General features: G+C 65.0%; 18 protein-coding genes. 1 reads left to right on the forward strand and 17 read right to left on the reverse strand.

Features of this window, described 5'->3' with window-relative positions; genetic code table 11:
- Nucleotides 1–353 precede the first annotated feature (353 nt).
- Nucleotides 354–749, forward strand: coding sequence for a GxxExxY protein (locus tag Q7S20_11385; GenBank protein MDO8502432.1), 396 nt, complete (start codon nt 354–356; stop codon nt 747–749).
- Nucleotides 750–776: 27 nt separating this feature from the next.
- Here Q7S20_11385 and Q7S20_11390 read toward each other — a convergent pair whose 3' ends face one another.
- The 17 genes from Q7S20_11390 to Q7S20_11470 form a co-directional block, all read right to left on the reverse strand.
- A complete protein-coding gene (locus Q7S20_11390; GenBank protein ID MDO8502433.1) occupies nt 777–2,093 on the reverse strand; it encodes a DUF4388 domain-containing protein in 1,317 nt (438 codons plus the stop codon).
- The gene (locus tag Q7S20_11395) at nt 2,094–2,312 is read right to left on the reverse strand and encodes a hypothetical protein (protein MDO8502434.1); all 219 of its coding nucleotides are present in this window, start codon (nt 2,310–2,312) and stop codon (nt 2,094–2,096) included.
- A gap of 96 nt (nt 2,313–2,408) precedes the next feature.
- Nucleotides 2,409–2,879 carry a hypothetical protein gene (locus tag Q7S20_11400; GenBank protein MDO8502435.1) on the reverse strand — a complete coding sequence of 157 codons (471 nt, stop codon included), beginning with the start codon at nt 2,877–2,879 and terminating at the stop codon, nt 2,409–2,411.
- Entirely contained in the window at nt 2,876–3,220 is a 345-nt protein-coding gene (locus Q7S20_11405) for a roadblock/LC7 domain-containing protein (protein MDO8502436.1), read from the reverse strand. Before Q7S20_11405 ends, Q7S20_11400 begins: the two co-directional genes overlap by 4 nt.
- The gene (locus Q7S20_11410) at nt 3,217–3,591 is read right to left on the reverse strand and encodes a hypothetical protein (GenBank protein MDO8502437.1); all 375 of its coding nucleotides are present in this window, start codon (nt 3,589–3,591) and stop codon (nt 3,217–3,219) included. The genes Q7S20_11405 and Q7S20_11410 overlap by 4 nt, the downstream gene beginning before the upstream one ends.
- The gene (locus Q7S20_11415; GenBank protein ID MDO8502438.1) at nt 3,588–4,328 is read right to left on the reverse strand and encodes a DUF4388 domain-containing protein; all 741 of its coding nucleotides are present in this window, start codon (nt 4,326–4,328) and stop codon (nt 3,588–3,590) included. The genes Q7S20_11410 and Q7S20_11415 overlap by 4 nt, the downstream gene beginning before the upstream one ends.
- Entirely contained in the window at nt 4,328–6,265 is a 1,938-nt protein-coding gene (locus Q7S20_11420) for a tetratricopeptide repeat protein (protein ID MDO8502439.1), read from the reverse strand. Before Q7S20_11420 ends, Q7S20_11415 begins: the two co-directional genes overlap by 1 nt.
- A complete protein-coding gene (locus Q7S20_11425) occupies nt 6,265–6,918 on the reverse strand; it encodes a chemotaxis protein CheC (GenBank protein ID MDO8502440.1) in 654 nt (217 codons plus the stop codon). The genes Q7S20_11420 and Q7S20_11425 overlap by 1 nt, the downstream gene beginning before the upstream one ends.
- 10 nt (nt 6,919–6,928) lie before the next feature.
- Nucleotides 6,929–8,596, reverse strand: a complete 1,668-nt coding sequence (locus Q7S20_11430) for a chemotaxis protein CheA (GenBank protein MDO8502441.1) — start codon at nt 8,594–8,596, stop codon at nt 6,929–6,931.
- Nucleotides 8,597–8,959: a response regulator gene (locus tag Q7S20_11435; protein ID MDO8502442.1), complete on the reverse strand. Its 363-nt coding sequence runs from the start codon at nt 8,957–8,959 to the stop codon at nt 8,597–8,599. It abuts the gene before it with no gap.
- Nucleotides 8,960–8,970: 11 nt separating this feature from the next.
- Entirely contained in the window at nt 8,971–9,417 is a 447-nt protein-coding gene (locus tag Q7S20_11440) for a chemotaxis protein CheW (GenBank protein MDO8502443.1), read from the reverse strand.
- Nucleotides 9,410–10,363, reverse strand: a complete 954-nt coding sequence (locus tag Q7S20_11445) for an RluA family pseudouridine synthase (protein MDO8502444.1) — start codon at nt 10,361–10,363, stop codon at nt 9,410–9,412. The genes Q7S20_11440 and Q7S20_11445 overlap by 8 nt, the downstream gene beginning before the upstream one ends.
- Nucleotides 10,364–10,383: 20 nt before the next feature.
- Complete coding sequence (lspA, locus tag Q7S20_11450; protein MDO8502445.1) at nt 10,384–10,962, reverse strand: signal peptidase II; 579 nt, start codon at nt 10,960–10,962, stop codon at nt 10,384–10,386.
- Nucleotides 10,943–11,365 carry a TraR/DksA C4-type zinc finger protein gene (locus tag Q7S20_11455; protein MDO8502446.1) on the reverse strand — a complete coding sequence of 141 codons (423 nt, stop codon included), beginning with the start codon at nt 11,363–11,365 and terminating at the stop codon, nt 10,943–10,945. Before Q7S20_11455 ends, lspA begins: the two co-directional genes overlap by 20 nt.
- On the reverse strand, nt 11,366–14,614 hold the full coding sequence (ileS, locus tag Q7S20_11460) for an isoleucine--tRNA ligase (protein ID MDO8502447.1): 3,249 nt from the start codon (nt 14,612–14,614) through the stop codon (nt 11,366–11,368).
- Nucleotides 14,615–14,640: 26 nt separating this feature from the next.
- Complete coding sequence (locus tag Q7S20_11465; GenBank protein ID MDO8502448.1) at nt 14,641–15,150, reverse strand: DivIVA domain-containing protein; 510 nt, start codon at nt 15,148–15,150, stop codon at nt 14,641–14,643.
- Nucleotides 15,147–15,830 carry a YggS family pyridoxal phosphate-dependent enzyme gene (locus Q7S20_11470; GenBank protein ID MDO8502449.1) on the reverse strand — a complete coding sequence of 228 codons (684 nt, stop codon included), beginning with the start codon at nt 15,828–15,830 and terminating at the stop codon, nt 15,147–15,149. The genes Q7S20_11465 and Q7S20_11470 overlap by 4 nt, the downstream gene beginning before the upstream one ends.
- Nucleotides 15,831–16,013 lie beyond the last annotated feature (183 nt).

Here is a 16,013-nt window from a genome sequence, read left to right on the forward strand (position 1 = left end):
TAGTGGGTCAGTTTCGAGTTGGCAGGATGGAGGCGAGCCGCCCTGCGTGCCACGGAGACACGAAGACACGGTGAAAAACGCTTTAGAGGGAAAGGCGCTTCATTCCGTTAATCAGAGTGCTCGAGTTCCCAGCAAAGACAATCTTCGTATGTCGATTCCAGCAATCCCGGTCCAGGATGCCGATGCACTTCTATCGCAGCGCCGATAATACGTTCCGTGAGGCTCTCAGTCTCCTGATGGCTCAGGCTCATGCTCAATGGAGGCCCTCAGCACCGCACTATGCGTGGTCCCGCAGTTCCCCCAACAACCGTTTTCCTCCGTGTGCTTCGTGTCTCCGTGGCAAGTGCAGAGACATGGCTAAACTGACCCACTACCCACGCAGAGGCGCAGAGAAACCGCTTGGCTGCGCCACGCAGAGACGCAGAGAAACCACTTGCGGGCATGTGCTGTCAGAGGAATGTCTCAATCGCGAGCTTTCCTCGGCTGGCCTCAAGATCGATCGCCAGCCCGCGTTGAATGTCGCATATGACGGGGCAGATCTTCACCGTACTTTTCGTCCCGACTTCGTCGTCAATAGCGAGGTCGTGGTCGAGGTAAAGGCTGGCGCGCACATTCTGCCGGTGCACCAGGCACAATTGCTGACCTATCTGGAGCTCTCCGGCCACGAGCGCGGGCTGATCATCAACTTCAACACTGCCCAGCTCATCCGCGGCGTGAAGCGCCTGATACTCACGCGTCAGCACTGTTAGCTGCTGTTAGCTGACCGCTAGCGCCCGCTAGCGCGCGCCCGCACTCGCCGCCGCGGCCCGCCTGTAGGCCGCCTCCGCCTCCTCGGCGCGTCCCTGCCTGCCGAGAGAGTCGCCCAGATTCCGGTAGAGCTGAGGCATCGCGCAGTCGGTCTGCACCGCACGCTCAAGTGCGCGCCGCGCATCGTCGAAGTTGCCGCATGCTTCCTGCGCGACGGAGAGATTGTTGAGCAGCACTGCCGACGCCGGATACCGCGATACGCCTTCGGCAAGAAGAGACGCCGAGCGCTCCGGCTCTCCGCGCATGACGGCTTCGACGCCCGCATAGTGAAACCATACGGCGGGCGGCGCACTGCCGCCCCACGCGGTCCTTGCGGCTTCGAGCGTGCGCATCGCCGTGTCGAGGTCGCCCCTCTGGAGAGAGAGAGACGCGAGCCCGAGGTGAGCGAGCGGCTCGGGCCTCGATGAACGCGAAATGACGAGCTCGAGGGTAAGACGCGCCTTCTCGAGCTGGCCGAGGCGCTCGTACGCATAGGCCATGTTGATCAACACGGCGGCTGCGCGGGGCGCCGACACAGCCGTCCGCTGAAATGCGGTTGCCGCGTCGTTCCACCGGCTCTCGCGCAGCGCGATGAGCCCGAGATAAAAAGCCGCAGACGCATCGCTCGCCCGCAGCTCGGCGATACGCCTGAACTCGCGCGCGGCGTCGCTGTACATTCGCGCCTTGTAGAACGCGATGCCGAGATTGCGGTGCTCCGTGATCACGCTCTCCTGCACCACGGGCTTCGCCGGCTCGAGCGCGCCGACCTGGATAAGGAACGCTCCGGAAAGCAGGCCGAAGAGCGCCTTTCCAACGTCGAACTCGCCCATCTTCGAGACGCGCATCAGCTCATGCACGTTGCGGTGGCCGTCAATGAGCGGAAGCAGCTGCTGCTGCTCGTCGCTCAACGCGATGCTGTTTCGCAGCAGCTGCTGGCGATCCAGTGCCAACACTACATCGAAGCTCGGCAACCGCTTCTCGATCAGGGACCACTCGTCCACACGACGAGCGCCTTCGAGCAGCAGTCCCTGCGGATCCACCGAGACGAGGTGCGCACCAGCGGGAGGGCGGACTCCGGGCTCAAAACTGAAGGAGCCGTCGCTCCACTTGAACATCACGAACACCGAGTCCTCCGTCCCGAGATTGCGCCCGGTCACGGATGCGTGGCAGACCCTTCCGCTCTCGAAGCAGATGGTCCCGCCTGATGCCGGCACGGTGAGACTCAGCGTGCCCGACTTGTTCCCCATCGCGAGCAGCTGGAGAACGTCGGGGAGACTCGCGTCGTTCAGATTGCCGCGGATCGCCATTTATCGCAGTTCCTCGACGATCCTGTCAGCGGCTTCCGGCCACGACAGAATGAGCTTTTCCGGATCGGCCGCGGGGGTGCGCCCGCCGAGGGAACCGGCGACTCCGAGTCGCCCGACGCTGTGCTCCAGCGTCGGCGCTATTTCGGCGAGGAACGACTCGAATTCACCGTCGTGGCGCTCACCTTTTTGTGGTCGTCCCGGCCGTTCCCCTGAAATCACTGCCTGCGCTCCGTTGTTCGCATCTGCAAAGAACCCGCACATTTCTACCGCGCGGCACGGAAAGATACGACCTCGACGGCCCGCCGCGCCCGCGGCTCAGTTCAATGGTCCAAAGAGCGCGTCGAGGCTGCTGTTGAGGTCAGCCTCGAGATCGCGGACTCCCCTCGGCTCTCCATCGCCGTGGTCAGTCGCGCCGACAGCGTCGCGAAACTCCGCAAAGTAGAGGCGCACCAGCCCGAGCGTGCTGTCCCGGTCGAACGCCGCCAGAAGAAGGCACTCCTTTCCCGCGGCGGCGCAGGATCCCATGAACACTCCCTGCTTCCGCCCACCTTGATGCAGGCCGAGGAAAGGCCGGCCGCCCATCTGGCGCCCGAGCTCCTTGCCGGAGGCGTTGATCGCCGCGGCCAGCGCGCACGCAGTCATCACTTCGACTGCGCTGGCGAATCCGAATTGTCCGAGGACCTTGCCATCGGGATGCAGCACGATGGCCCGCTGCACGCGCGCATCCTGAACGAATCGACGCAGCGGGGCGTCCAGCCACGGTGCACTCACAGCTCCAGCGATCATAGCGTCTCCACTGCGCTGAGCATCTCGAGCCGCAGCCTCCCAAGGTTAATACCACTCGACGCGACGGTGACGATGACAACGTCTCCGCGCGCGGTTGCACAAAGGTGTCCGCGGTCGGCCTCCAGCCGGACGAAAGTCGCCTCGCCCAGGCCGGCGTCCGACGCTGCGGCGCGCGTTCGTCTGAACAGCGAGGCCGCGAGCGCCGCGGCGGAGTCCGCATCGCGCCCCGGACCGGCGTCGCCGGCGATCACCATTCCGTCGTCGATTCCGACGAGCATGACGCCGGTCACGCCCTGTTGGCGCTGCAATCGCGCCACGACTGATTCGAATTGCTGCATCATGCGACCTCGCGCCTCCACGCCAGCGCCCGTTCGGACGCGATGTCGAGCAGCCGTCTCACAAAGCCGTGCGGCACCGAGGGCGCCGCCGCTACGAGAACGACGTCGCCGTCATCCGCCGGAGCGAGCGCGAGATTCGCGTCCGCGCATTCGCAGACGATCGCGCGCCACTCACCCAGGTCGAGGTGTCGCATCGACCGCGTGGCTTCCGAGCCGACGCCGGCGAGTGCCACGCCGATTTCGCGGCTCACATCTTCTCCGCGACTGTCGAGATAGATGCCCGCACGTACTTCCCCACGGTGATCGAGAAGCAGAGCGGTCTGATCGCCATCTCCAAGAACGTCGGCGAACGCGAAGCGCGATTCTTCCGTCATGCCGCGGCCTCCGCGCGCTCGGGAGTCATCTCTATGAGCTCCGTGCTGAGCATTCCATAGACCGTCTTTGCGACCTCGAACTCGCTCACCGCGAGCTCCGCCGCGATGTCCCGAAGCGAATGGCGTCCATCTATGAGCGCGAGCACTTCCCATTCGGCGGGGCGGAGATCGATGAAGGATTCCGATGCCTCGCGCGGACTGGCGAGCCGCGGCACCACGGCGGCGCTCGGGATGCGGTCGCCCATGCGCGACCACTCGTCGATGCGGCGCGCGCCTTCCATCAGCAGCGCCTCGATGCTCACGCGCACCGACGCGTCCCCCCGAACGTTGTCCTCGCTGCCGTCGGCAAATGAAAACGTTCCTTCGTTCCATGAGAACAGATCGAACACCACGCTCTCTATCTGCTGGCGCATGTAGCGCTCGACGTCGCGGCGCGTCACCGCGCCGTTGGCGATGAGTATCTCTCCGAGGAGCCGGCCATCGCCTGCCGCCTGCGCCGCCGTCGCCGTCTGCAACTCGCGGTCGCTCACCTTCCCCGCCTTGCGCAACAGCGCGCCAAGCGTGTGAGGATTGTCGCGCATCGTCGCGTGAACGACAGCGCCGGAATCGAAATACACCCGGCCTTCGTTATCGCGCGCCGCCGACCGTACGGTCAGCTGGCCGCTCTTTCGCGCGAGGTCCAGAAGCTGAAAGACGTCGTGAATGCCGATGTCCTGAAGCGGGCCTTCGATCGCCATCAGCGTGTCTCCGACGATGCCAGCCCGCTGTACTTGCGGGCAACGGCATGATTGGGGTTGAACTTGAGCACGCGCGCGAACGCTCGTGCGGCATCGCGCGTGCGCTTGAGATCGAGCAGCGACTCGCCGAGCACGACGAGCGCGGCAAAGTGATAGACGTTCGCGCGAAGAAGTCCGACGGCGCGCCTCAGTGCGTCCGACGGCCGGCCCATCGCCCTGTAGACGGTGGCCAGCTCGAGCGCGGCGGCATCGTCCGCCGGAACGGCCCCGAGAACCGCCACGAACTCCCTCTCCGCGACCTCGTATTCTCCGCGCGCGGCGAAGCATTTGCCGAGCAGCACCATGCCCTCCTTCTCGTCCGCGCCGCGCCCCATCGCGCGCCGGATCTCCGCCAGTGCACGGTCGTACAGACGCTTCGAGAGGTAGTCCGCGGCGAGCGTGTAGTCGGGAACCGCCGTTGCCGCGATGCTGCCCTGGGGAATCGCCGCAACGTTCTCGGCGGCGTCCATTTCGAGAATCATCGTCTGCGGCAGCGATCGCGGATCCAGCTCGCGCGCACGCTCGGCGCATTCCGTCGCCGCTTCCTCGTCGCCGAGACCGGAGAACGCCATGCTCAGGCTCTGATGCGCGGCAGCGAGATTCGGATCGGACTGTATCGCGCGCACGCACGCATCGCGCGCTTCCGCGAACTCTCCGAACTCCAGCAGGACGCGTCCTGTCCCGTTCCACGCAACCGGATGCTCCGGCTGATCGCGGAGGACGTTTCGATACGCGTCGAGCGCGAGCTGGAAATGTCCCTGGCGGAAGAGGGCCAGAGCGAGATTGAGGCGCGCGCTCTGCAACCCGCGATCGTCGCGCGCGGCGCGGCGGAAGCAGTTCGTCGCCTCACGCACGTCACCCGCGTCCCAGAGCACAGCTCCGAGATTGTTTTGAGCTGCGGCGTACGACGTGACATCACCCACGCAGCGCCTGAAGCTTTCCTCGGCGTCGTTCGATCTGCCCATCAGGTAGAGCGCCACACCGCGCTGGTTCCAGACACGCGGATTCTCCGCGTTGACGGCGAGCGAGCGGTCGTACGCCTCGAGGGCCTGATGCGGCTGGCCGAGGAGAAGATGCAGGCTCGCGATCGCCTCGAGCGCAGCGGCCGGATCCTCACCCGCGTCAAGCGCCGCGCGACACTCGCGTAATGCCTCTGCGTGATAGCCCTTGAGTCGCAGCGCGAGCGCAAGCGTGAGATGCGCTCTGCCGGAGCGCGTCGCGCCCTGAGCATCGGATCGCGCATTGCTCGCTGGTTCGGAGGGCGACCGGCGCCCTTCGAGCGACAGATTCGCTTGCGCGCGGGTGAGCGACGGATTGAGCGCCACCGCGCGCCGGTTGGCTTCCCGTGCCTCCTCTACACGCCCGAGGTCGCCAAGTATGAATCCAGCGAGGTAGTGGGCATCCGGGTTGGCCGGATTGAGGTCGATGGAGCGACGAAGAAAGCGCAACGCTTCCTCGCCGAGGCCGCGGTTATAGAAGATCTCGGCAAGAAAGAAATGCAGGACTGAGCTGTCGGGGTCGTGCGTGAGCGCGCGGTGAAACTTCGCTTCCGCGTCGTCGAGGTGGCCGGCCGTCTTTTCAGCGATGCCGCTTTCGACGAGAAGACCGATGTCGTCCGGAGCATCGACGAGCCTCGCTTCGAGCTCGGCGACACGCCGCTCGAGCAGACCTGCCTCGCCGTAGGCGATCTCGAGATTGCGCCGCGCAACGCGCATCCGCTCGTCGAGTGCCAGCGCGCGCGAGAACGCGCCGACTGCCTCGTCGTACATGCCGCGCCTGAAGTAGAGCACACCAAGGTTGTTCTGCGCGCCCGGATCGGCCGGGTCCACGCGCCGCGCGAGAGAGCGGAGAATCTCCGCTTCCCTGGGTGGAGGCGCGAGTGCGACCGGAGCGGTCATTATGCTACACGCACTGCCGCGAAGATGGCACCGAACGAAGCGACGTCGGGCAGCAGCAGGAAGAAGCCGCGGAACCGCTCGCCGATCTCTTCGAACGAGAATTCCGTCTCGACGCAGCATGCGGCTGCAGCCGACGATGCCTGCCGCCTGTGCTCCTCCATCACCACCTGTGTGGTTCCAACCGTGAGGCGGGGTGGAGACGGAAGCAGCGTCATGCCGAGAAATTCGCTCAGCGCAGTCATGTACGCGCCGCCAAGGATGTTGCCGGCCTCCTTGAGCGCAGATTCCTCGAGCAGGTCGAGCGTTCCACCGGGGCGGCGCTCCCGGCGCAGCATCAGATCCGCCAGCCGCCTCCCGGTGGCGAGAGGGAGCGCGAGCAGCGTGTGCCCCGTGAGAGACCCGTGCATGTCCATCAGCACGCTCACGATCTGGGAATCGTTGTCGGCGATTCCCGGAATGAGCTCTTCCAGCGGCGCCACGTTCACCGTCGGAACGTCGATCATGATGCGCGCACCCGTCATCAGCGACAGCGCAGTCGCAGCATGGCCGGCGCCGATGTTGGCGACCTCCTTCAGGGCGTCGAGACGCTGGGGGCTCATCGTCGCCCACAGCTTGCGGGAGCTGTACACGTCTGAGGTTTCGATGCTCTGCATTGTCCCGTGGCTAGGCGATTCCGTGCGCATCGAGTATGAGCGCCGGTGAGCCGTTGGTGAGAATTGTCGCGCCGTTGAAGAGCTGCGGCATGCCGCGCGCGGCGTCGAAGGATTTGACCACCACTTCCTGCTGTCCCACGAACTCGTCCACCACCAGACTCATCCGTCCGTCGGGCAGATCCAGCACCACAACGTGGCCGCTCCTGCTGGCGCGGGGCGGGTGACCGACACGCTCACGCAGCCGCACCGCTGGCATGGACTGACCCCGGACGGACAGCATCTCGCGCCCGTTCTCGAACGTCATCATCTCCGGATCAAGCACCATCGTCTCCACGACATGAGTGATCGGGAGGGCGTAGACTTCGTTCTCGCTGCGGGCGAGCAGGGCGTGAATGATCGCCAGTGTCATCGGAAGCTCGAGGCGGATCTCCGTGCCTGCGCCTGCATCCGTCGCGAGTTCCACCCCACCACCCAGCGAGCGAACCTTCGTCGCGACGACGTCGAGCCCGACGCCGCGGCCGGACATGTCAGTCACCTTCGACGTCGTCGAAAAGCCCGGCCGGGCTATGAGCGCGAGAATCTCGGCGTCGCTCAACGGCTCGTGGTCGGCCTCAAGAAGACCGACTTCACATGCCCGGTCGAGCACCCGCTGCACATCGATTCCGCGGCCATCGTCGCTGACGCGGATGACGACTGAGGACCTCTCGCGCGATGCCGACAGCGTCAGCCGGGCAACAATCGGTTTCCCCGCCGCCCTCCGTTCCTGTGGAGTCTCCACTCCGTGATCGAGCGAGTTCCGCAGCAGATGCATGACAGGATCGCCGATCTCGTCGAGCACCGATTTGTCCACTTCAATGTCCGAGCCGAGAATCTCGAAGACGACTTTCTTGCCAAGCGACACTGCGGTGTCGCGAACCATCCGCTCGAATCGCTCGAACGCCTGGCCGACGGGCACCATCCGCGCTGTTGTGATTTCCGTCTGAAGGCTGCCGATCAGCTTCGATGCGTGCAGCACCGCTTCGGAGATCGCCGGGTTGGCGGCCTTGCGCGCGATGTCCTGCAGACGTCCGCGGGCGATGACGAGCTCGCCGATGAGCGTCATCAGCGTATCGAGCCTCGCGGCGTCCACGCGCACCGATCTCTGCGTCTTCTCGCTCGCGACATTGAACGACGCGACGATCTGCGCCGACACGACCGGCGTTGGACGCGAAGACGTCCGTGCCGCCGAGTCCGTGGACGGCGGCGCCGACATCACCGGCCACTCCATCGTCGGATTCGTTCCTTCCAGTTCGGCGTCGGTGACTGTCGCTGTCATCGCCTCGAGCATCGCCACGGTCTCCGATACATCCACTTTCACGCCGTCCACCTGCGACGCCGAAACAACGGCGGACTCCAGCATGTCGACCGCTTCGAACAAGGTCTCGATCACGGCCGGCGTCATCGTCATGGCCCCGCGCCGCAGCAGATCGAGAAGCGTCTCCAGCGCGTGCGACAGATCCCGCACCGCGTCGTAGCCCATCGCCGCGCTCATCCCCTTGACCGTGTGGACGGCGCGGAAAAGCTCCGCTATGCGCTCAATCCCCTCACCGCGCTCGAGCGCGAGCAGCGAAGCATTCATCTCCGCCATTCGCTCTCTTGCTTCGGCGCGGAAAAGCTCCGTGTAGCGCTGTGTGTTCACCTACCCGAGCACCCGTTGCACCGCTTCGAGAACGCGGCTCGGCTGGAATGGCTTCACCACGAAGTCCTTCGCGCCCGCCTGGATCGCCTCGGCGACCAGCGCCTGCTGCCCCATCGCGCTGCACATCAGAACGCGAGCCTGCGGATCGAACCTCGTGATCTCCCTGACCGCGTCGATGCCGCCCATCTCCGGCATGATGATGTCCATCGTCACCAGGTCCGGTTTGAGCGCCTTGTACTTCTCCACCGCCTGCGCGCCCGAATCGGCTTCGCCGATCACCTCGAGCCCCGCCTGCGTGAGAATGTCCCCGATCATCGTGCGCATGAACACCGCGTCATCGCACACCAGCACCGTGTTGTTCACTCCATGCCTCCTCAGGCGAGAGCTGTTTCCACCATCGCACGCAGATCCAGCAGCGCGCCCCCATCCACATCGGCGGCGGGCAACACCTGGATGTCGAATACATTGTCCACAATCACGCCCGCGACCCGGCCGCCGCGCTCCACGAGCAGAATGCTCGCGTTCGCTCCCTCGGCCGGAACTCCATACAGACACAGCGCGGCGTCCATCACCGTCACGAGACTGCCGCGCAGATTGATCAGTCCGCGAACGTAGCGGGGTGCACCTGGAAGACGAGTGGTTTCTGTAATCGGTACGATTTCGCGCACTGCCTCGAGCTCGGCGCAGCGCGTGCGGCCGGCGATCGTGAAGACGAGCACGCGGCGCATCTCGACCGCAGGCGCTGGCGCGGCGGCTTCCCCGTCCACGAGGGCGGGGGCTGGCTCCGTCTCGATTGCCGCGGAAGGTGCCTGATCAGTCATAGAAGCCGAGCGCGGCGAGCGGATCCTCGGCCTGCGCAACGGCTTCGCGCTCTCCGATCACTCGGAGAGCGGCCTTCAGATCGTCGGGCAAGGGTGAGCGGATGTCCATCGGCGCGCCAGTGATTGGATGATCGAGCTGGAGCCACGCCGCGTGCAGAAAATGCCGCCTTGGCGCCAACCCCGCGATCCGTCGTCCAACACCACCGCCGTAAACATCGTCACCCATCACTGGATGCCCTGCCGACGCCAGGTGAACGCGAATCTGGTGGGTTCGCCCGGTGTGCAGATGCGCACGCAACAGGTCTCCCGGTCCGAAGCGGGCGAGCCGGACAAAGTCCGTCGTCGCCTGCCTGCCGTTACTGACGATTGCCATGCGCTTTCGGTCTCGCGGGTCTCGCGCGAGGGGTTTGTCTATCGTGAGCGTGTCGCCGGCGAGATGTCCCCGGATCATCACCGCGTATCGCCGCTTGACGCGACGAGATGCGATGGCCGCACTGAGAATGCGATGCGCCCGTTCCGTTCTCGCCACGATGAGCAAGCCGGAAGTTTCCTTGTCGAGACGATGGACGATCCCCGCCCGCTCCGGATTCGCGCCCGGCGACAGGTCGCCGCCGCGCCCGAGAAGCGCGTTCACGAGAGTGCCCGTCCAGTTGCCCGGTGCAGGATGCACGACCATGCCGGCCGGCTTGTCCACGATCAGCAGCGCGTCATCTTCGAAGACGATCCTGAGGGGAATGTCCTCTCCGGTGATCTGGCGTGCGGTGACCGGGGGCTCGTTCACCACGACGAGGTCTCCGGGAACCGGGCGATAGCTCGCTTTCTCGCGACCGCCATTCACGGTCACGTTGCCGTTGGCGATCAGCGTCGCCGCCTGTGTCCGTGAAAGTCTCGCACGCGAGGCCACAAGCAGATCGAGGCGGGCGTTTCCGTCCGCCTCGACACTGATCTCGTGCCGCTCGCCGGCGCTCAGATCTCCCCGCTCCCCGGGGAGGCAGGCGCGGCGGCGATGCCCGAGACTGACGTGCCGTCGCCGTCAGATGGAGCGGCGGGACGCGGTCCGGCCGCATTCTCCTCTCCCCACAGCACCCAGGCCAGCAGGAAGGCACCGACGCTCACCGCCATGTCGGCGACGTTGAATGTCGGCCAGCGCGCGTCGCCGATGCCGACGTCTATGAAGTCCACCACTCCATGCGCCGACCTGATGCGATCGATGAGGTTCCCGATCGCGCCGCCGCAGACGAGCGAGATCGCCAGCGTACGCAGCAGGTCGCCGTCACGCGTCGCACGGTAAAGACGGCCGAGGATGAACAGCGCGCCGATCGTCAATACCATGAATATCCACCTCGAGTATTCGCCGAGGTGAAGCCCGAAGGCCGCGCCCGGATTGTACACGAGAGTGAAACGCACGGCATCGCCGATGAGCTCGTGGGGAATACGCTGGGGAACGAGCGCATGGACGGCGATGGCCTTGGTGATGACGTCGGCGACGACGATCACCACCAGCGCCGCCCAGAAAAGGGGCGTGTTAGCCCTGCCTCTTTGCATCTTCCTCACGCTGCTTGCAGTCGATGCAGAAACGGGCGTGCGGCAGAGCGTCGAGCCGCTCGTACGCGATGTCCTGCCCGCAGTTGTGGCACTTGCCGAACGTCTCCGGCGACCGGTACAGCCGGCGCAACGCTTCGTCGAGATGCCAGAGGAAGCGTCCCTCCTGGCTGGCGAAAAGAAACGCCTTTTCGCGCTCCATCGCGTCGGTGCCCTGATCCGCCATGTGAAACGAATAGGCGCTCAGGTCGCCGTCGGCGCCCTGAGGTGTCGAGCCGAAGGCCTCGTCGTAATGACCGAGCTCCTTCAGCACGCGCTGGCGCTCTTCGAGCAGACGCTTCTCGAAATGATCGAGTGTCCTCTTGTTCATCGGCTTCTGCTTCCTGGCGGCGGTTGTGGTTGCCATCTACACTGCCCTCTCTAATGCGATGCTTGCCGGGTGACCATCAATGTCAACCGATTGCGCCGCGTTGAATTTCCGCGCGTCGTCACCCACCGTGATCTCGCGTGCCAGCACCTCCTCGGCGATGCGCGACTCATGTGCGCGAACCGCCTCTTCCAGCTCCGCGGAGCCCTTCACGGCAAGTACGATCCTGTCGCTCACCGCCAGTCCCGCATCCTTCCGCATTCTCTGAATCCGGCTCACGACCTCGCGGGCCAGTCCTTCGGCCCGGAGCTCGGGCGTCACCACCGGATCGATAGCCGCAAAGTACCCCGAAGCTTCCTTTACGATCATGTCGCCCGATGCCCGGCGGACGATCGTGAGGTCTTCGGCATCCAGAACGCGCGATTCGTTGCCAACCGAGATGGCGAGCGGCTCGCCCCTCTCGAAGGCCATCAGAGCGTCGCTTGCCAGGGCAGCGACCGCGCTGGCGGCCAGCGGCGTCTCTTTTCCGAACTTCTTGCCCAGAGTCCTGAAGTTCGCCTTCGCCTCCAGCGTAACCAGCTCGTCGGCGGACGACAGGAAGCTAACCTGTTTCACATTGAGCTCTACGGAGAGAAGTGAAACGAGCGATTCCAGCTCGGCACGTGCTGCGGTGCGGCCTGAGCCACTGTCGGGTACGACGCATACCATCCGCGAGAGCGGTTGGCGCACCCTTACCCCCGCCTCCTCGCGAGCGGCGCGTCCCAGCGTCGCCAGCGTCCTCACATGCTCCATCGCCTGCTCCAGCGCGATGTCGCGATCGTGCGACCCGGGTCGCACATAGCGCGCGAGATGCACCGACTCCCCTTCCAGCTCGTTGTGCACCCAGTCGCTCACGAATGGAGCGAATGGTGCGAGCAGTCGGCACGTGACCAGCAGCACTTCGCGCAGCGTGGCGAAGGCCGCGCGGTTGTCGTCGCTGTCCACTTCATAGAAGCGCTGGCGGTTCAGCCGGACGTACCAGTTCGACACGTCGTCCACAAAGAAGCTCATTACCAGTCGCGCGGCGGTCGTGGCATCGTAGCCTTCGAGCGCGGCATCGGCATCGCGCTCCACGCCCGCCAGTCGCGACAGGATCCAACGATCTATCGCTGGCCGCGACACGGGCGGTGGGTCGGTGTCCGACGGCTCCCATCCGAAGTTCGCGTACAGCGCGAAGATTCCGCTGTACACGTTCTTGAACGTCAGAAGGAAGCGCCCGGCCGTGTCGCGGATCGAGGCTTCGTCGAACCGGCGCGGAACCCAGACCTGACTGGCGGCAACGAGGAAAAGGCGAACGGCATCGGCGCCATACTTTCCGATCACCACCCACGGATCCACGACGTTCCCGCGGCTTTTCGACATCTTGCCGCCATCCGCGTCGAGCACCATGTCGTTCACCACGACCGACACATAAGGCGCCGTGCGCACCGATTCCTCGACCGGAGCGATGTGCGACAGCGTGTTGCGCGGGAGCGCATCGCCAAGCCCCGTGGCGATGGCAAGCAGCGAATAGAACCAGCCCCGCGTCTGATCCACGCCTTCGGCGATGAAGTCCGCGGGATAGTTGAGCGCCAGCTTGTCGGCGTTCTCGAACGGGAAGTGCCACTGAGCGAACGACATCGATCCGGAATCGAACCAGGTGTCAATGACCTCCGGAACGCGGCGCATCGTGCCACCGCACGCAGCGCAGGCCCACGAATACGCGTCTATGTACGGCTTGTGCGGATCGAAGCCCGCTCCGACGTCAGCGCCCGATCGCGCGGCCAGGTCAGCGTAGCTGCCGATGGCATCGACGTGCGACGAGTCGCGGTCGCACACCCACAGCGGCAGAGGTGTGCCCCAGTACCGGTCGCGCGAGATCGCCCAGTCGATGTTGTTCGTCAGCCATTCGCCAAAGCGGCCTTCACCGATCTCCGGTGGATGCCAGTCAACACGGGCATTCCGCGCAAGCATCGCGTCCTTGTACGCGGTCGTGCGGATGAACCACGACGTGCGCGCGTAGTAGAGCAGCGGCGTTTCGCAACGCCAGCAGTGGGGATACGAGTGCTCGAGCGTTCCCGCCTTCCATAGAACGCCGCGGCGCTTCAGCTCGCCGATGATGATCTCGTCGGCGCGCTTGACGAACATTCCGCCGACGAGCGGCATGTCATCCGGGAACTCTCCGCGCTGATCCACCGGCTGCACGAAAGCGAGCCCGTTGCGCTGGCCCGCGGCGTAGTCGTCGGCTCCAAACGCGGGGGCCATGTGCACCACGCCGGTGCCATCGTCCGCCGACACAAATGTCTCGGCCACGATCACCTCGTGCGCGCCATCCCCGAACTTCGCCCAATCCAGCGGTCGTGCGTAGCGCATTCCCGCCAGCTCGGAGCCGCGGAGCGTGCCCACCGTTTCCCATCGGTCGGTGTAATCTTCGCCCAACACCGCTCCGGCGCGTGACGCCGCAAGCAGGATCGTTTCAGAGCGATCCCCCGCCCGCTTCGTCAGCTCGACGTATTCGAGATCGGGATGCACCGCCAGTGCGACGTTCGACACGAGCGTCCAGGGAGTCGTCGTCCAGACGAGGATCCGCCGGCGCCCGCCGCCGCTTTCGTGCGCCGGCTCGAGATCGAGCGCGATGTAAACGCTCGGGTCCTTCACGTCCTTGTATCCCTGCGCCACCTCGTGACTCGAGAGCGCGGTTCCGCAGCGCCCGCAGTACGGGAGGATCTTGTGGCCGCGGTACAACAGGTCACGGTCGTAGAGCGTCTTTAGCGCCCACCAGACGCTCTCCACGTAATCGTTGCTGTACGTGACGTACGGATCGCTGTAGTCAAGCCAGAATCCGATGCGCTCGCTCAGTTTTTCCCAGTCCGCGCGATACTTCCAGACGCTCTCGCGGCAGAGCTGGTTGAACTTCTCCACGCCGATCTCTTCGATCTGCTGCTTGCCGCTGATGCCGAGCTGCTTCTCGACCTCGATCTCCACGGGCAGGCCATGGGTATCCCAGCCCGCTTTCCGCGCGACGTAGAAGCCATGCATCGCGCGGTGGCGGCAGAACAGATCCTTGATCGTTCTGGAGAAGACGTGATGGATTCCCGGCCGGCCGTTGGCCGTCGGCGGGCCTTCGAAGAACACGTAGCGCGGGCTGTCCTTCGCCGCTTCCTGCGCGCGAGCGAACAGACGCTCTCTCTCCCAGCGTGCGAGAACGTCGCGCTCGATCTCGTCGGCTGGCGCGTCGGTGGGAAGAGTCCTGAACCGCGATGCGCTCACGGCCGGCCCCGCATCGCTCGCGCCCACTACGTTGTCGCGCCTCCCGACGCCGGCGCGGAGCCGTGCGACCCGGGGCCCGATTCGGACGCCTCTACCTCGGAGAGCTGGCGGGCGAGAAGGGCGCGCATCTGCGCGAGATACGTCCGGCGCGACCTGTCGAGCGCGTCCAGCTCCTGCTCCATGCGCCGCACTTCCGCGCGCGCGCTTTCGACGAGCCGCTCCCCTTCCGCCTGTGCCTCCTTCAACACGAGCTGCGCCTCGCGCTCGGCCTGGTCGCGCAGGTCGGACCGGAGTTGCTGCGCCGAAACGAGCGCCTCGTTCAGCGCCTTGTCGCGCTCGCGGAACGCGCGCAGCTGCTCGTGAAAGCTGCGGGCCTTCGTATCCAGGTCCTGGTTCACGCGGGTGAGACGCTCGATCTCCTCGGCGACCTGTTCGCGAAACTGCTCCACCTTCGCCGGATTGTAGCCGCGCAGCGCGCGTCCGAAATCGAAGCGGCGAACGTCCAGCGACGTCAGATGAAAGCTTTCGTCAATCATTGCCAGCGTACTCCAAACAGAAGTGATCCGAGCCGCACCATAGTGGCGCCTTCCTCGACCGCGATCTCGAAATCATTGGACATTCCCATAGACAGCTCCGTCGCCGGATGGCCGGCATCGGCCAGAATCCGGCGAGTCTCCCGCACGACGGCGAACGTCTCGCGCAGCTCGGCTTCGTCAGCGCCGAGCCGCGCGATGGTCATCGCTCCGAGCACCCGAAGCCCATCCATCCCCGCCAGCCGCACGGCTTCCATTTCGACCTCGCCAACATCGAAACCGCCTTTCGTCTCTTCGCGCGCGGGGTTCACCTGGACAAGAACGTCCACCGCTTTTCCACGGTCCGCGCCGAAGCGGTGGATCGCATCGGCCAGGCGAGAGCTGTCCAGCGCATGGAAGAGCGAAAAGCCATCGAGCGATTTCACTTTGTTCCGCTGGAGATGCCCAATGAGATGCCAACGGAGCGGCAGCTTCACTTCGGCCATCTTGCCCAACGCTTCCTGTACCTTGTTCTCGCCGATGTCCCGCAGTCCCGCCTCGAATGCGGCGGCGACGGCGTCCGGGCCATGTGTCTTGGTCACGGCGACGACGACGACCTGCTGACCGTGCCCTCCCCGCTCAGCCGCGGCGCCGATTCGGGCCCGTATCGCAGCGAGCCGGTCGCCCAGCTTCGGAAAAAGCATAGCTGTCAAATTTACCGGACCGGAGAGTCCGATTCAACACGGCTGTCAAGCCAAAGTAGAAATGTCCCCCGTCTTAACAAAGTAGAAATGTCCCCTTGGGTTCATGTTGTTATTGGAACTTCTGACTGCTCAGCTGGCGGGGTTTGGAAGGACATCACGCGTTGCCGCCGCTTTTCTTCAGCA

The organism is Gemmatimonadaceae bacterium, assembly GCA_030647905.1.
Lineage (GTDB): Bacteria > Gemmatimonadota > Gemmatimonadetes > Gemmatimonadales > Gemmatimonadaceae > UBA4720.